The organism is Streptomyces sp. 71268 (assembly GCF_029392895.1).
Classification (GTDB): Bacteria; Actinomycetota; Actinomycetes; order Streptomycetales; family Streptomycetaceae; genus Streptomyces.
Genome location: NZ_CP114200.1, coordinates 3,223,849 through 3,239,014, shown reverse-complemented (window position 1 = coordinate 3,239,014; position 15,166 = coordinate 3,223,849). Strand labels below are relative to the sequence as shown.

The window sequence follows — 15,166 nt, the reverse complement described above, 5'->3', positions numbered from 1 at the left end:
TCGGCCGCTGGGGACCCGTCGGCCGGATCAGGGGAGACCGTGGGCTCCACGGCCTGGCCTTTCCACCGCCTGGTAGCGCTCCGTGGGGTATCACGAGGCGCCGAGAGCTGTCCTCTCGCGCATGACCGTGGTAGATACCGGACGGGCCGCCGTGCGGTCGCGCCAGCTCTGCGTCAGGCAGAGTTGGTCGGTTATTGCCTATCTGCACTTATGTTATCGGCACACTTTTACGGCGCGTCCCGGCTGTGATCAAGCTCATCCCGGTGCCGCTCGCCGACCGCCGCGCCCGCGCTGCGGGTGGCGCCGTGCGCCGGCCGCTCGGGGCCCGTGGCGGCGCCGTGCCCGCGCCCCGTACCGGCCGTACGAGCCGTGTCGGCCGTACGCCCCGAGCCCTGCGCCCGGGGGCCGCCCCGTGCGCGGCCCGCCCCGGCGCGCGCGCCCGCGCGGGGCCTCGGGCGGTGGCGTTGCCAGAGCCAGGGCGGCCAGATCGCCGGGGGTCCGGGGCGCCGCGTCGACTCCGTCGGCCGCGCGTCGTCGCCGCCCGTGCCGAGCCAGTCGGCCAGCTTGCCGCCCTGGCTGACCGCTCGCAGCCGCCGCTCGGCCGCGTCCCGTACCGGGTCGGTGGTCACCACGAGGAGTTCGTCGCCGCTGCGCAGCACGGTCGTCGGGCCCGGCACGAAGCTCGTGCCGTCGCGCACGATCAGCGTCACGGCGGCGCCGGCCGGCAGCCGCAGCTCGCTGACCTCGACACCGTGCATGCGCGAGCCCTTGGGGATGGCCAGCGACAGCAGGTGGCCGCTCAGCCGCTCCAGCGGCGCCGACTCCACGCCCAGGTCGGCGGCCAGTTCGGAGTCGCCGAGCCGTAGCCGCCTGGCCAGCCAGGGCAGTGTCGGGCCCTGCACCAGGGTGTAGACGATCACCAGCACGAACACGATGTTGAAGACCCGCTGGCTCTCCGGCACCTCGGCGACCATGGGGATCGTGGCCAGCACGATGGGCACCGCGCCGCGCAGCCCGGCCCAGGACAGCAGCGCCTTCTCCTGCCACGGGGTGCGGAACGGCGCGGTGCTGACCAGCACCGAGACCGGTCGCGCCACGGCCGTCAGGATCAGGCCCACCACCAGGGCCGGCACGATGTCGTCGCCCAGCTCGTGCGGCGTGACCAGCAGGCCGAGCAGGACGAACATGCCGATCTGGGCGATCCAGCCGAGCCCCTCGGCGAACCCGCGCGTCGCCGGCCAGTGCGGCAGCCGCGCGTTGCCCATCACGAGCGAGGCCAGGTAGACCGCGAGGAACCCGGAGCCGTGCGCCAGCGCACCGCCGGCGTACGCGGCGACCGCGATGGCCAGCACCGCGATCGGGTACAGGCCGGAGGCGGGCAACGCGACGTGGCGCAGCCCGTACGAGCCGAGCAGGCCCACGGCGAGGCCGATCGCCGCGCCGATGGCCAGTTCCAGGGCGATCTCGCCGACCAGGACGTACCAGTGCTCGATCGGTCCGGTCGTCGAGAACGCGACGACCAGGATCACGACGGGGGCGTCGTTGAAGCCGGACTCGGCCTCCAGGGCGCCGGTGAGCTTGCTGGGCAGTGGCACCTTGCGCAGCACCGAGAAGACGGCCGCCGCGTCGGTCGAGGAGACCACGGCTCCTATGATCAGCGACTGCTTCCAGTCGAGCCCGACCAGGTAGTGGGCGCCGGTCGCGGTGACCCCCACGCTCACCGCGACGCCGACCGTGGAGAGCATGGCGGCCACCGGCAGGGCGGGCTTGACCTCGCGCCACTTGGTGCCGAGACCGCCCTCGGCCAGGATGACCACCAGCGCCGCGTAGCCGATGACCTGGGTCAGTTCGGCATCGTCGAAGACGACGCCGACCAGGCCGTCCTGGCCTATGGCGACGCCGATGCCGAGGTAGATGAGCAGGCTTGGCAGCCCGCTGCGGGATGACATGCGCACTGCGGCCACGGCGACCAGCAGCACCAGTGCGCACATCAGCAGGAGTTCGTTGAGGTGGTGAACAGTCAGGGGCCGACCCTTTCGCGCGGTTTTCGACCGAAGTGCTCGACCTCGGTCGACCGGAACTTCATTGCCTTACCTAACATTTTACGGGTTCTTAACGCCTGTGATCGAGGTGGGGGCAGCGCCGACCGATTCCGCCGTGATCGTTCACGTCGATCCCGGCGGTCGCGGCGACCGCCGGGGACGCCTGATCGCCGGCCACTGACTCCGCGTAGGGGAGCCGCCCGCGCTCCGGCTACGGTTGCTCCAGCACTCCAGGTCCACCCTGCCCCTCGAAGGACAGCGATGCCCTCCCGCGAAGAACCGACCGCCCCTTCCGGAAAGAAGAAAAGGAAGAGGCGGCGCGCCCGTCTGATCGTGATTGCAGTCGTGCTGGCGCTCGTCGCGGGTGTCGGCTATGGCGTGTTCTGGAGCATCAGTACGGTGCGCGCCTCGTTCCCCGAGACCACCGGCTCGATCCAGCTCGACGGCATGTCATCCCCGGTCCAGGTCAAGCGCGACGGCAACGGCATCCCGCAGTTGTACGCGGACACCGCCGAAGACCTCTTCCGCGCCCAGGGCTTCGTGCAGGCCCAGGACCGGTTCTGGGAGATGGACGTACGACGGCACCTGACGGCCGGTCGGCTGTCCGAGATGTTCGGCTCCGACCAGGTCGAGACCGACGCGTTCCTGCGGACCCTCGGCTGGCGCGAGACCGCGCAGCGCGAGTGGGACACCAAGCTGTCGGCCGCGACCAAGAAGTACCTCACGGCGTACACCGCGGGCGTCAACGCCTACCTTGAGGACCACGAGGGCAAGGAGCTGTCCGTCGAGTACGCGGCGCTCAGCTTCGAGAACGACTACAAGCCGCAGAAGTGGAGCCCGGTCGACTCGGTCGCCTGGCTCAAGGCCATGGCCTGGGACCTGCGCGGCAACATGCAGGACGAGATCGACCGCTCGCTGGCCACCAGCCGGCTCAGCGCCCGGCAGATCGAGGACCTGTACCCGGCGTACCCGCACGACCGCAACCGGCCGATCGTGGACCGTGGCGCGGTGAACCCGCTGACCAAGGAGTTCGACCCCAAGGGCGAGGAGCAGCCGACCGGGGTCGACGCGCCCGCCACCGGCGCAGACTCGGGCATGGGTCAGGGCCTGCGCAGCGGCCTGTCCTCGCTGTCCAAGACGCTGGACGAGATCCCGGCGCTGCTCGGACCGAGCGGCAACGGCATCGGCTCCAACTCGTGGGTGGTCGCCGGCGAGCACACCACCACCGGCAAGCCGCTGCTGGCCAACGACCCGCACCTGGCCCCGCAGATGCCCTCGCTCTGGTACCAGATGGGCCTGCACTGCAACCGGGTCAGCGCCAAGTGCCCGTACGACGTGGCCGGGTACACCTTCTCCGGCATGCCGGGCGTGGTCATCGGCCACAACGCGGACATCGCCTGGGGCATGACGAACCTGGGCGCCGACGTCTCCGACCTGTACCTGGAGAAGGTCACCACCGACGGCTACCTGTACGACGGCAAGCAGCGGCCCTTCACCACCCGCAAGGAGACCATCAAGGTCGCCGGCGGCAAGGACCGCACCATCACCGTCCGCTCGACCAGGAACGGGCCGATCGTCTCGGACCGCGAGGACGAGTTGGAGACGGTCGGCAAGAAGGCGCCGGTCGGCGACGCGGCCCCGGACCGTGGCGACGGCTACGCCGTGTCGCTGCGCTGGACCGCCCTCGACCCGTCCAACACGATGGACGCGGTGTTCAAGCTCAACCGGGCGCGCAACTTCACCGAGTTCCGCGCCGCCGCCGCCGACTTCGCCGTGCCCTCGCAGAACCTCATCTACGCGGACACCGAGGGCAACATCGGCTACCAGGCGCCCGGCAAGATCCCCACCCGAGGCGAGGACAAGAACGGCAAGCCGATCGACGGCCGCTACCCGGCGCCGGGCTGGGACTCCAGCTACAAGTGGACCGGCTACATCCCGCAGAAGGCTCTGCCGTACGAGTACAACCCCAAGCGCGGCTACATCGTGACCGCCAACCAGGCCGTCGTCGACCAGGAGCGCTACCCGTACCTGCTGACCAACGACTGGGGCTACGGCGCGCGCAGCAAGCGCATCACCGACCTCATCGAGTCGAAGATCAAGGACGGCGGCAAGATCTCGACCGACGACATGCAGACCCTGCAGATGGACAACACCAGCGAGATCGCCAAGGTGCTGACCCCGTACCTGCTCAAGATCAAGATCAGGGACGGGTACGTCCGCGAGGCGCAGGAGCTGCTGGAGGGCTGGGACTACACGCAGGACTCCGACTCGGCCGCCGCCGCGTACTTCAACGCCGTCTGGCGCAACACGCTCAAGCTCGCCTTCGGCAACAAGCTGCCCAAGGAACTGCGGGTCAAGGACCAGTGCCTGCGGGTGCGGCCCGCCGACGAGACCGGGCCCGTCGAGGACCTGGACGACGACAGCGACCTGATCACCGAGTGCGGCGAGCGCGACAAGGACGCGGCCCAGCCGGACGGCGGCGACCGCTGGTACGAGGTCGTGCGCGGCCTGCTCAAGCAGCCGGACAACGACTGGTGGCACACGAACGGCAACCAGACCAACCGCGCCACCGACAACCGCGACGAGCTGCTGGCCCGGGCCATGAAGGACGCCCGGTACGAGCTGACCTCCAAGCTGGGCAAGGACATCAACACCTGGAGCTGGGGCCGACTGCACCAGCTCACGCTGAAGAACCAGACCCTGGGCACCAAGGGCCCCGGCTTCGTCCAGTGGATGCTCAACCGCGGCCCCTGGAACCTCAGCGGCGGCGAGGCGGCCGTCAACGCCACCGGCTGGAACGCGGCGGGCGGCTACGAGGTGGTCTGGGTCCCCTCCATGCGGATGGTGGTCAACCTCGACAACCTCGACAAGTCCCGCTGGATCAATCTGACCGGTGCCTCTGGCCACGCGTACCACGAGCACTACGACGACCAGACCAACAAGTGGGTCAAGGGCGAGATGCTCGACTGGGCCTTCAGCGACAAGGCCGTGGACGAGGCGACGGAGGACAAGTTGGCCCTGACGCCGTAGGCGCCCGGGGCCCCGACCCGGCCCAGGGCCGGGGACCGGGCCCCGCGCCAGGGGCCGCACGCCCGACGTGACGAGCGCCGGTGAGACTGGTTTCGGCCAGCCTCACCGGCGCTCTCGCGTGCGCGCCCGGCTCAGCGCCCGGGCGCTCAGCGCTCCGGCGTCCGACACTTCGGCGCCCAGCGCTCCGGCACCCGGTGCTCCGGCGTTCAGCACTCCGGCGGGCGGAACCGGCGCACGCCCTCCGGCGTCACCACGGCGTGGACCGCCCGGTCGTGCGGGTCCCGTGGCACCCGCTCCACCACCTCGTGCGCGTACAGCAGCACCACCAGGGCCGGCCGCGCGCCCGCGATCTCCAGGCGGGCCAGCACCCGGTCGTAGCTGCCGCCGCCGCGCCCGAGCCGCACCCCGCGCCCGTCCACGGCGAGCCCGGGCAGCAACACCGTGTCGGCCGCGAGCACCGCCTCGGGCCCAAGACGTGGGCCGGTCGGCTCCCGCAGGCTGATCTTGCCGGGGTGCGCCACCTCGGCCAGGTGCTCGGTGCCCGCGTACTCCGCCCAGTCCAGGTCGTTGTCCGGCAGCAACACCGGCAGCAGCACCCGCACCCCGCGCTCGCGCAACGCGTCGAGCAACGCGCCGGTCCCCGGTTCGCTGCCCACCGAGACGTACGCCGCGACGGTGCGCGCCGCGCCCAACTCGGGCAACTCCAGCGCGTGCCGCACAAAACCAGCCAGTGTTTCCTCGACGTCATCTGCGGTCAACCTGGACCTCATCGTCAGGAGATCTCGCCGCAACGCCCGCTTACTACCGTCGGCCCAGGTCATGACACGTATAAACCCCTCGTGTGTGCTGCTCTTGTGACGCCTCGGGTCATATTCGGCGGACCAGCATGATCTACGCAAAACCACCGGTAAGGTGCTCCGCATGACTCCATCGCGCCCTCGGATCAGCAAGGCTGTCATCCCCGCCGCCGGCCTCGGGACCCGCTTCCTCCCGGCCACCAAGGCCACCCCCAAGGAGATGCTGCCGGTCGTCGACAAGCCCGCGATTCAGTACGTGGTCGAAGAGGCGGTCACCGCCGGGCTCTCCGACGTCCTCATGGTCACCGGCCGCAACAAGCGCCCCCTGGAAGACCACTTCGACCGCAACTACGAACTCGAAGAGGCCCTGCGCCGCAAGAAGGACGAGTCCCGGCTCGCCCGCGTCCAGGAGTCCAGCGACCTGGCGACCATGCACTACGTCCGCCAGGGCGACCCCCGGGGTCTGGGCCACGCCGTGCTGTGCGCCGCGCCGCACGTGGGCGACCAGCCCTTCGCCGTACTCCTGGGCGACGACCTGATCGACCCCAGGGACCCGCTGCTCGCGCGCATGATCGAGACGCAGGAGACGCACGGCGGCAGCGTCGTGGCCCTCATGGAGGTGGACCCGGCGCAGATCCACCTCTACGGCTGCGCCGCCGTCAAGACCACCGACGCCGAGGACGTCGTACGCGTCACCGACCTGGTCGAGAAGCCGGACGCGGCCGACGCCCCCAGCAACCTCGCCATCATCGGCCGCTACGTGCTCGACCCCGCCGTCTTCGACGTGCTGCGCACCACCGAGCCCGGCCGTGGTGGCGAGATCCAGCTCACCGACGCCCTGCAGACCCTCGCGGCCGACGAGACCGTCGGCGGCCCGGTGCACGGCGTCGTCTTCCAGGGCCGCCGCTACGACACCGGCGACCGTGGTGATTACCTGCGTGCCATTGTCAGACTCGCGTGCGAGCGTGAGGATCTGGGTCCGGACTTCCGTGCCTGGCTTCACCGTTACGTCACCGAGGAGATGTAGCCCGTTGAGTAGCACCGCCGAACCGGCCACCAGCAGACCCGAGCGGACCTGGCTGGTGTCCGAGCACCTCGACGACGTCCTCGGCCGACTGCGCCCGCTGGACCCGATCGAGCTGCACCTCCTCGAAGCGCAGGGCTGCGTCCTGGTGGAGGACGTCACCGTGCCGGTGGCCCTGCCGCCCTTCGACAACAGCTCGATGGACGGCTATGCCGTGCGGGTGGCCGACGTGGCCGCCGCCAGCGAGGAGTTCCCGGCGGTCCTGACCGTCATCGGCGACATCGCGGCCGGCAGCGGCGAGCCGCCCCGCGTCGGCCCCGGCGAGGCCGCCCGCATCATGACGGGGGCCCCGCTGCCGCCCGGCGCCGAGGCGGTCGTGCCCGTGGAGTGGACCGACGGCGGCAGCGGCGGGGGCCCGGCCAGCGCCATGCTCGCGCACAGCGCGGCCCCCGAGGGCGCCGGCGGCGAGGTCCGGGTGCACCGGCCGGCCACCGCGCGGGCGCACGTGCGCGCCCGGGGCAGCGACGTCGGGGCGGGCGAACTGGCTCTGCGCGCCGGCACGGTGCTCGGCGCCCCGCAGATCAGCCTGCTGGCCGCCATCGGCCGCGCCACGGTCCGGGTCCGGCCCCGCCCGCGCGTGGTCGTCCTCTCCACCGGCAGCGAACTCGTCCCGCCTGGCGAGCCGCTGGGCCCCGGTCAGATCTACGACTCCAACAGCTTCGCCCTCGCCGCCGCAGCCCGCGACGCGGGCGCCATCGCCTACCGCGTCGGCGCGGTCACCGACGACGCCGCCACGCTGCGCGCCACCATCGAGGACCAACTCATCCGCGCCGACCTCCTCGTCACCACCGGCGGCGTCAGCGTCGGCGCGTACGACGTGGTCAAGGAGGCGCTGACGGGCCTGGGCGACGACGCCGACGGCGTGCGGTTCCGCAAGCTGGCGATGCAGCCGGGCAAGCCGCAGGGGTTCGGCTTCGTCGGCGAGGGCGGCCGGGACCGCGCCCCGCTGCTCGCCCTGCCCGGCAACCCGGTCAGCGCGTACGTCTCCTTCGAGCTGTTCGTACGCCCCGCCATCCGCACCCTGATGGGCGTGGAGCCCGTGCACCGCACGGTGGTCAGCGCGGTCTGCCCGGAGGGCGTGGCCAGCTCGCTGCCGGGGCGCCGCCAGTTCCTGCGCGGGCGCTACGACGCGGACGAGAACGCCGTCACCCCCGTCGGCGGCTCCGGCTCCCACCTGGTCAAGGCGCTCGCGCACGCCAACGCGCTGATCGTGCTGCCCGAGGAGACCACGTCGCTGGAGCCGGGCGGCACGGTGGACGTCGTCCTGCTGGACTGACGGTCGGGCTGACCGCTGGTCAGACCGCTGGACTGGCACCGAGCGCGCCGCACGGGACGCGCGGGGGCGGCGCGGAACCGGGGCGCGGGGCGCGCGTTTCCGGGCGGCGCACCGTGGGTGGTTGCCGCGCTGACCGCGGGGCACGGCCGGTACGGTTGCTGCCCTAGGACCGACCGGGAGAACCATGAGCAGCGCCCAGGACCACCTCACCCACCTCGACGACGCGGGCGCGGCACGCATGGTCGACGTCTCGGCGAAGGACGTCACCGCGCGTACCGCCACCGCCAGCGGGCGGGTGCTCGTCTCGCCGCGCGTGGTCGAACTCCTGCGCGGCGACGGCGTGCCCAAGGGCGACGCCCTGGCCACCGCCCGGATCGCCGGCATCATGGGAGCCAAACGCACCCCGGAGCTGATCCCGCTCTGTCATCCGCTGGCCGTCTCCGGCGTCAAGGTGGACCTGTCGGTCGCCGACGACGCGGTGGTCATCCGCGCCAGGGTGAAGACGACGGACCGTACGGGCGTGGAGATGGAGGCCCTGACGGCCGTCACCGTCGCGGCGCTGACCGTGATCGACATGGTCAAGGCCGTCGACAAGGCGGCGGTCATCACGGACGTCAGGGTCGAGGAGAAGTCCGGCGGAGCCTCCGGCGACTGGAGCCGCACCTCATGACGACCCCCTCGCCCGCGGGCCCACTTCCCGAGCCACCCGCCCAGCGCCCGCCGGCCGACCGGCCGCGCTACCGCGCCCTGGTGGTCACCGCCTCCCAGCGCGCCGCCGCCGGCGTCTACCCCGACAAGGGCGGCCCGCTGCTGGCCGACGGGCTGTCCGCGCTGGGCTTCCTGGTCGAGGGGCCGCTCGTGGTGCCGGACGGCGAGCCGGTCGGCACGGCCCTGCGGGAGGCGGTGGCCGCCGCGTACGACGTGGTCGTCACCACCGGGGGCACCGGCATCTCGCCCACCGACCGCACACCCGAGATGACGCGCGCCGTCCTCGACTACGAGATCCCGGGCATCCCGGAGGCGCTGCGGGCCGAGGGCCTGGCGAAGGTGCCGACGGCCGCGCTGTCCCGGGGGCTCGCGGGGGTGGCCGGCACCACCCTGATCATCAACCTGCCCGGCTCGTCGGGCGGGGTCCGGGACGGCCTCGCGGTGCTGGGCCGACTGCTGGTGCACGCCGTGGACCAGCTCCGGGGCGGCGACCACGCACGCCCCGCCGGGGCCGCGCACCCCGCCGCGCCGGGCGAGCCGAGCGGACTGACCGGGCAGCCGGCGCCCGCCGCCCCCGCCGGGCCGCCCGCACCGGACGCACAGAGCCGCCCCGTGGGAGGCGCCCCCGACGAGTCGGCCGGGAGCCCGCGCTGAACGCGTGCTGGCCGGTGGCGCTGGTGGACGGTCCCACGACCCTCCGCCCGATAAGGCTGCGCGACCAGCGCGCCTGGCGCGAGGTCAACCGCCGCAACCGCGAGTGGCTGCGCCCCTGGGAGGCGACGATCCCGCCGCCGCCCCCCGGCGGCCCGGTCGCCCAGCGGCCCACCTACCGGCAGATGGTCCGTCACCTGCGGGCCGAGGCGCACGCGGGGCGGATGCTGCCCTTCGTCGTCGACTACCAGGGCCGGCTGGCCGGTCAGTTGACGGTGGCCGGGATCACCTGGGGTTCCATGTGTTCCGGCCACATCGGCTACTGGGTGGACAAGGCGGTCGCCGGGCGCGGCGTCATGCCGACCGCGGTGGCGCTCGCCGTCGACCACTGCTTCCGCTCGGTCGGGCTGCACCGGGTGGAGGTCTGCATCCGTCCGGAGAACATCCCGAGCCGTCGCGTGGTGGAGAAGCTCGGGTTCCGCGAGGAGGGGTTGCGGCCCCGGTACCTGCACATCGACGGCGCGTGGCGGGACCACCTGGTCTTCGCGCTGACCGTGGAGGAGGTGCCGGACGGGCTGCTGAGCCGCTGGCACCGGATGAGCCCCGGTGCCTCACCGATATAGAAGAGACATTCGATAACGGCCACACTTTGAACACATTTGCCGGTAAGTCGTCGCACCAATCGCAAAAAAAGCTTGAGATATGAGCCAGATCGTGCGACACACCGCGCCAATTGGCGGATCGGCCCGCTCCGCTCCCTCTACCGTGTCACCGTGAGCAGCAGTGGCCTCATCTACGCAGTCATCGTCGGGGCCTGGGCCGCCTACCTGGTGCCCATGTGGCTCCGCCGGCAGGACGAACTCAACGACGCCCGTCCCACGGAGCGCTTCAGCACCGCCATCCGGCTGCTGTCCGGCCGAGCGGCCATGGAGCGGCGCTACACCAAGGGGCTGGACGCCGGGGAACTGCCCGAGGCCGCATCCGACGATGCCCACACGCCGGACGGCGCGGCGGCCGGCGCCACCTTGGCCCCGCACGCGCCCGACCGCGCGCCGGTCGGGGTAGGCGGCCCGGACGACGAGACCGACATCGTCGACGTACGGGCCTTCGCCCATCCCGCGACGATGACCGTCACCGTCACCGACGCCCTGCTCGCGGACCCGGCCGAACGCCCACCCGCGGGGCCCGACGGCGCCGCCCCGGCGGCCGGGCCGACCGCGACGAGCGAGGCGCACGACTCCGGGCGACGGGAGGCTGGCGCTGGCGCCGGCGCGGACGGGGGCGCCGGGGAGCGCACCCGGCGCGCCAAGGTACTGGCCCGGCGCCGGCGCACCACGGTGCTCCTCTTCCTCGCCTTCACCGTCGGCTCGATCGTCGCCGCCGTCGGCGGCGTCGCCTTCCTGTGGGCCCCGGTAGCACCGGCCGTGCTGCTCAGCGCGTACATCGTCTACCTGCGGGTGCAGGAACGCCGCCGCTTCGCCTTCACCATGGACCAGCGCCGCGCCGAGCTGGCCGCCCAGCGGCTGCGCGAGCAGCGGGGGCGCCCGGCACCCGGCCCGGCCAGGGCGGGCGCGGCGGGCGCCCAGCCCGGCGACGGCCCCGCCGACGGCCCGGCTCCCGACCGCGGCCCCGGCGCCGACCGCGGGCCCGACCGCCCGACCCCGCCCCGCCCCACCGCCGACCGTTCCGCCGGCGACCGCCCCCGCCCCGAGCGGCGGGGGCCGGCCCGCCCCAGCGCTGGCATGCCCCGCCAGCCGGGCAGCGGCAGCGACCAGGCCCGCCGCCCGGCACCCGGCGACGAAGCGGCCGGGCAGCCGACGTACGAGGGCGAGCGCGGCCCGAAGCGACCGCACGGCGCGGACCCGGCCCCGCGCCTCCACGACGGCGACCCCACCCGGCGCCCCACACCGGGCGCCGGCCCGGCCCGGCGCACCGGCGCGCCGGCTGGTCGCCCCGCGCCCGACGACCGGCGCGAGGGCGCGGCGCCCGTGGTGCCGTCCGAGGCGGCGCGCTCCGCGCACGCGGCCGACCGCAGGGCTCTGGTCGAACAGACCGACCACGCGGAGTGGGTGGACGAGCGGGAGCGCGAGCGCGGCGGCGCGGCCGGCCAGAGCTGGGACCCGGTCCCGGTGCCGCTGCCCACCTACGTCACCGCCCCGGTGGCCCCCCGCGCCACCACCGACGCGGACCTCGGCGCCCCCGACAACTGGAGCCCGTCCCGCTCCAGCGCCGCCGAACCCACCGACGGGCCCACCGCACCGGCCGACCCCGTGGACCCCACCCCCGTCGACCCGACCCAGCCCCCCGCCCAGCCCGGCACCGGCTCGCACCGCCCGACCCGCGACCGGGGGCGCACGCCACTGTTCGACCAGTACGCCGACGAGTCCCGCCCCCGAGCCGCCAACGAGTGACACCCGCCACGCGCGTCACGACCGTCGTTGACCAGCGCGGGAGCGGATTTCCGAGCACCCCGAGAGGGATGCTAGAGTTTCACTCGTTGCAAGGGCCTGTGGCGCAGACTGGTAGCGCACCTCGTTCGCATCGAGGGGGTCAGGGGTTCAAATCCCCTCAGGTCCACCGCAGGGCCGTTCGCGGGTTAGCCCGGGAACGGTTCGCGAGATCCCGATCAGACGGTCACCGTCGGGTCGGGATCTCGCCGTTTCAGGTGTAGTTAGTACGCAAGTCTGCCCACCTGCTCGCTGGGGCGACGCCCTTCGGGCGGCGGGTCGGGATCGGCGGTGGAGATGCGGGCATGCCGCGGGGACCGCGGGCGTGGGGCCGTGTGCCTGCGGTCTCGTGGCTCGTCGATCTGCAGATGTGGTCCGGCCAGCCGGTCACGGGCTGCGGCCTATGGCACCGCCAGTGGGCTCGGACGCTCCCGGACCCGCCGGGTAGGGGATGAGGACTTCGTCGGCCTCCAGGTCGAGGACCGTGCGGGCGCTGTCCTTGCTGGCCCTGCGGAAGCGTTCCAACTCGATGATGTTCTCGACCATCACCGTGATCGCCGCCAGGAGGCTCTGGGCGACCCTCCCGCGGGGCTGCCGCTTCTCACGGGCGTGCAGGGCCGCGTCGACCGATTTGAGGCGTCCGTTCCCTCCTTCGATGTGGGATCGCAGCGTCTGGTAGGCCAGGGCCCAGGACGTGCTCTGCCAGGGCAGGTCCTGCCTCATGCGCGGCATCACGTGCACCTGCACCGTGACGGAGGACTGGTCACAACACTTGGGTCGTTCCCCGAAGGGCACTTTCGGGACCGTGACCTTCGGCCGACCCGCGGGGTGGGCCATGCGACTGCGGGGATCCTCGAGGTCGATGACGGCCGGAGCCTGTGTGCTCTTGCGCGAGCTGCGCTGTTCCCGCTCCGCGGCCCAGGCGCAGTTGAGCTTCGCCGCAGGGCAGGAGTAGCGCTCGTTGCCCCGATCGTCCGCCGTGGCCTTGCGGACGAGCGCGTAGGACTCGACCTCTCGGAGCTGCTCCCGCAGCGGGATGCGCTCCCGCTCGTTCTTGGCGTTCCGGATGCGTTGGTAGAGGTCGAGCAGGGGGCGGGGCGTCCAGGGGCAGAAGAGGCGCCCCGCTTTGGCGATGGCGTCTTGGTGGTGACCCTCGAAGCCGACCTGGTCCTTGGTGAGGTCGAGCACGGGCATGAAGCCGAGGGCGCGCAGGGGCTGGTGGAAGTCCTGGGGGTAGAGCTTGGTGTAGGCACGATCGGCTGCGGCGAAGCCGCGCACGTGGGTGAAGCGGGAAAGGATCATGCTGACGTAGTGGGCATGACGTCCCATGTCCCTCTGCGGCGTGTGCAGGACCATGCCGAGGGTCAGCTGCGGGTAGCGCCCGGCCCGTCCGGGATCCGCGTGGGCGGCGATGGCCAGTGTGGCGCTGTAACCGAACTCCTTGTCCCCGCCGCCCTTGTAGTGCCAGTTGGCGCTCACCTCGAGGGAGGAACGCTTGCGCGTGTGGGGGCGGGCCCAACTCGGCACGGCCGTCGTGTCGATGGCGATGTCACCGTGCCAGTGGCGCATCAGTCCCTTGGCGAAGGCGATGCGGACCGGTGTGGTGACCAGCCTGTTGGCGAGCTCTTCGAGACGGCGCAGTGCGGGCTCGCACGCGGGGCCGTTCCAGGCAGCGGCGACCTTGCGGCCCTCGGCCCGGGGCATACGGCTGCGCCGCTCGTGCGGGACTGGGTCGAGAATTTTCACCAGGCGGCTCCACGCCCGGTGGAAGCGGTTGTACAGGGCGTTGACCGCGTCCTGGTCTTCGATGTCGCAGGTGGGCACGCCAAGTTCGGTGCGCAGACGGTCGCTGATGCCGAAGGTGATGGTTTCAAAGGCGTCGTCGAGGTTGGTGCTCGCCTTCTCGTAGCAGGCGCAGACGAGTCCCAGCAGCACCAGACCCACGGGGTACCCCCGAGGCCCGGGGAGGGTTGCGAAGCGCTCTTCCAACTCCTCCACGATGCCGCTGCGCCGCAGGACGAGGTGCAGCTTTCGCACACGACCGTCGTCCAGCTTGGACGGCTCCGGTGAATGCGGGTACGGGCGTCTCGGACGCCCTTTGCCGGCCTGGTACCGAGGGTCGTCCGCCGGGGTCCTCATGCCCAACCCCGGAGCATGCGCCTGGTTGTCTCCTCGGTGAGCTTCGGCACCCAGATCCGGTACGGGGCGAGCCCCGCGGTCGAGTTCATGCCGGCCGCCGCGGCGACCACGTCCTCCGGAACGCGTTGCCGCAGCAGCTCGACGATCCACGAGCTGCGGAGCCGGGCCAGTTTCAGCTCGGGCAGGCCGGTAGATCCGTCCTGGATGCGCTTCACCCAGTTAGTGACCCCGTTCTTGGGCTCCGGCGTTTGACGCTGCGGCAGGAAGAGGTAACCGTCGCCCGCGGAGCGGGCACGGTCGGCGAGGACCTGCTCCCACATGGCGCGGCAGACGACGAGGCGGTCACTGCCGGGGACGGCGACCACGACGGTTTCGGAAGGCAGCACGGTGACGTGGGTCCCGCGGGCGGCGAGGACCTCCCGGCGCGAAAGACCGCAGCCCGCGCCCAGCGCGAGAAGAGCGAGGGCGCTGCCGCCGTGCGTGCTGAGCGGCGGCAGGCCCCGCGCCCACATCAAGAACCGAGCAAGCTCGGGGGGCGTGTACGGAGCGGGGCGTTGCCGGGAGGCGCGCAGCTTCGGGGCGGATTGCTGACCGGTCTCGAGCCACAGGAGCGCTTCCCGAACCCGCAGGAGGATGCTGCGGTACGTCTGCAGGGTGCTGCCCCTGAGCCCGGGACGCGTGACCAGGTACCGGGTGATCGTTTCGGGGGCGAGCCAGGTCAGCGGATCGCGGGCGAGACCGGCGCGCTCGGCAAACGTCGCGAGGCCGGACAGGACCAGCATCAGCTTCGGCACCGTGTAGGGGACCGAATCGCATGTCGCAGCGGCCACCATGCGGACGCCGTCGGCGACCAGGGGCCATTCCGTCGGCTCTTCCAGCGGGCGGTAGCCGAGAATCGCGCCGCTCACATCCCTCTCCAAAGGAACACACCACGAGACGTGGCTACACAAGTAGCCACCTTTGTCGTGAGTGTGCACTTCGACCGTCAGGAG

The 15,166-nt window shown here is 72.3% G+C and carries 11 protein-coding genes and 1 tRNA gene; 8 read left to right on the top strand and 4 right to left on the bottom strand.

Going from position 1 to position 15,166, the window contains the following annotated elements; genetic code table 11:
• Window positions 1-227 precede the first annotated feature (227 nt).
• On the bottom strand, window positions 228-1,964 hold the full coding sequence (locus OYE22_RS12080) for a potassium/proton antiporter (RefSeq protein ID WP_277324104.1): 1,737 nt from the start codon (window positions 1,962-1,964) through the stop codon (window positions 228-230).
• Window positions 1,965-2,303: 339 nt separating this feature from the next.
• Between OYE22_RS12080 and OYE22_RS12075 the strand changes: the two genes are divergently transcribed.
• Window positions 2,304-5,072 (top strand): penicillin acylase family protein, encoded by a 2,769-nt coding sequence (locus OYE22_RS12075; RefSeq protein ID WP_277320419.1) that lies wholly within the window; start codon window positions 2,304-2,306, stop codon window positions 5,070-5,072.
• Window positions 5,073-5,278: 206 nt separating this feature from the next.
• On the opposite strand, the gene OYE22_RS12070 is transcribed toward OYE22_RS12075, so the two are convergent.
• Window positions 5,279-5,893: a 5-formyltetrahydrofolate cyclo-ligase gene (locus tag OYE22_RS12070; RefSeq protein ID WP_277320418.1), complete on the bottom strand. Its 615-nt coding sequence runs from the start codon at window positions 5,891-5,893 to the stop codon at window positions 5,279-5,281.
• Window positions 5,894-5,993: 100 nt separating this feature from the next.
• On the opposite strand from OYE22_RS12070, the gene galU reads away from it, so the two are divergent.
• The 7 genes from galU (at window position 5,994) to OYE22_RS12035 (ending at window position 12,165) form a co-directional block, all read left to right on the top strand.
• Window positions 5,994-6,896, top strand: a complete 903-nt coding sequence (galU, locus tag OYE22_RS12065; protein WP_277320417.1) for a UTP--glucose-1-phosphate uridylyltransferase GalU — start codon at window positions 5,994-5,996, stop codon at window positions 6,894-6,896.
• A 4-nt stretch (window positions 6,897-6,900) separates the two neighbouring features.
• On the top strand, window positions 6,901-8,229 hold the full coding sequence (gene glp, locus OYE22_RS12060; protein WP_277320416.1) for a gephyrin-like molybdotransferase Glp: 1,329 nt from the start codon (window positions 6,901-6,903) through the stop codon (window positions 8,227-8,229).
• A 184-nt stretch (window positions 8,230-8,413) separates the two neighbouring features.
• Window positions 8,414-8,899 carry a cyclic pyranopterin monophosphate synthase MoaC gene (gene moaC / locus OYE22_RS12055; RefSeq protein ID WP_277320415.1) on the top strand — a complete coding sequence of 162 codons (486 nt, stop codon included), beginning with the start codon at window positions 8,414-8,416 and terminating at the stop codon, window positions 8,897-8,899.
• Entirely contained in the window at window positions 8,896-9,591 is a 696-nt protein-coding gene (locus tag OYE22_RS12050) for a MogA/MoaB family molybdenum cofactor biosynthesis protein (RefSeq protein WP_277320414.1), read from the top strand. Before moaC ends, OYE22_RS12050 begins: the two co-directional genes overlap by 4 nt.
• A 14-nt stretch (window positions 9,592-9,605) precedes the next feature.
• Window positions 9,606-10,211, top strand: coding sequence for a GNAT family protein (locus tag OYE22_RS12045; protein WP_277320413.1), 606 nt, complete (start codon window positions 9,606-9,608; stop codon window positions 10,209-10,211).
• A gap of 150 nt (window positions 10,212-10,361) precedes the next feature.
• On the top strand, window positions 10,362-11,999 hold the full coding sequence (gene glpR, locus OYE22_RS12040; protein WP_277320412.1) for a gephyrin-like molybdotransferase receptor GlpR: 1,638 nt from the start codon (window positions 10,362-10,364) through the stop codon (window positions 11,997-11,999).
• A gap of 92 nt (window positions 12,000-12,091) precedes the next feature.
• Window positions 12,092-12,165, top strand: a tRNA-Ala gene (locus OYE22_RS12035).
• A 257-nt stretch (window positions 12,166-12,422) separates the two neighbouring features.
• Here OYE22_RS12035 and OYE22_RS12030 read toward each other — a convergent pair.
• Entirely contained in the window at window positions 12,423-14,072 is a 1,650-nt protein-coding gene (locus OYE22_RS12030) for a hypothetical protein (protein ID WP_277320411.1), read from the bottom strand.
• Between the two features lie 98 nt (window positions 14,073-14,170).
• Window positions 14,171-15,082 carry a hypothetical protein gene (locus OYE22_RS12025; protein WP_277320410.1) on the bottom strand — a complete coding sequence of 304 codons (912 nt, stop codon included), beginning with the start codon at window positions 15,080-15,082 and terminating at the stop codon, window positions 14,171-14,173.
• Between the last annotated feature and the right edge of the window lie 84 nt (window positions 15,083-15,166).

Excerpts from the sequence above, each read along its gene's own strand:
- OYE22_RS12075 (WP_277320419.1), top strand. The coding sequence starts at position 2,304 with ATGCCCTCCCGCGAAGAACCGACCGCCCCTTCCGGAAAGAAGAAAAGG.
- OYE22_RS12070 (WP_277320418.1), bottom strand. The coding sequence starts at position 5,893 with ATGACCTGGGCCGACGGTAGTAAGCGGGCGTTGCGGCGAGATCTCCTG.
- galU (WP_277320417.1), top strand. The coding sequence starts at position 5,994 with ATGACTCCATCGCGCCCTCGGATCAGCAAGGCTGTCATCCCCGCCGCC.
- moaC (WP_277320415.1), top strand. The coding sequence starts at position 8,414 with ATGAGCAGCGCCCAGGACCACCTCACCCACCTCGACGACGCGGGCGCG.
- OYE22_RS12050 (WP_277320414.1), top strand. The coding sequence starts at position 8,896 with ATGACGACCCCCTCGCCCGCGGGCCCACTTCCCGAGCCACCCGCCCAG.